This is a genomic window from 'Chrysanthemum coronarium' phytoplasma (assembly GCF_000744065.1).
Lineage (GTDB): Bacteria > Bacillota_I > Bacilli_A > Acholeplasmatales > Acholeplasmataceae > Phytoplasma > Phytoplasma asteris.
Genome location: NZ_BBIY01000142.1, coordinates 1 through 718, shown reverse-complemented (window position 1 = coordinate 718; position 718 = coordinate 1). Strand labels below are relative to the sequence as shown.

1 protein-coding gene is annotated in these 718 nt (G+C 30.5%); it reads left to right on the top strand.

Annotation, left to right across the window (positions count from 1 at the left end; genetic code table 11):
• Positions 1-718, top strand: a 718-nt coding sequence (locus tag OYV_RS04190; protein ID WP_042068470.1) for an AAA family ATPase, incomplete at both ends; no start/stop codon positions are given.

The window sequence follows — 718 nt, the reverse complement described above, 5'->3', positions numbered from 1 at the left end:
TGAAGCTAATGTTCACTTTATTAATTTAATTCCTTCCAAATTCCGACAAAAATACATTGGTGAAGGAGAAAAAGAAGTGGAGAAAGTGTGGCAAGAAGCAGAAAGTCATTATAAAACCATTATCTTTATTGACGAAATCGAAGGCTTAGAAAATCGTAATGATTCCAATATTTCTTCAGGAGGAGTCAATGTGATTAATACTTTATTAGATAAATTAGATGGTTTTAATAGTAGTAATAAAAAAATTGTCTTAATGGGAGCGATTAATAATCTTCATAAAATTGATATGGCTTTACGCAGTCGTTTTAGTAAAGAAATCTATATTGGTAATTTAAAAGATCATGAAATTGAAGGTTATTTAAAACATATTATTATTCCTTATCAAATTAGTTATCATACTTTCTTAGCTTTAAAAGAGATTACTCAATTATATCAAGGCAAAAACCTCTCTAACCGTGATTTAACCACAATCATCGAAGAAGCTTACAAAAAAACGGCTAAATGGGCTCAACAAAACCCTCAAACCCACGAATTTATGTTGCCTTCTGATATCGAAGAAGTCTTAAATTTGAAATTAAAAACAAAACCCGATCATCAACAAGTGAAACAACGACGAACAGCTTGTGAAAATCAATACGCTCAATGGCGAGAAGGATTCAATCAATATTTAGATAAACCCAAAGACGAAACTAAAATTGAATGTCGCTATACCTTTGAT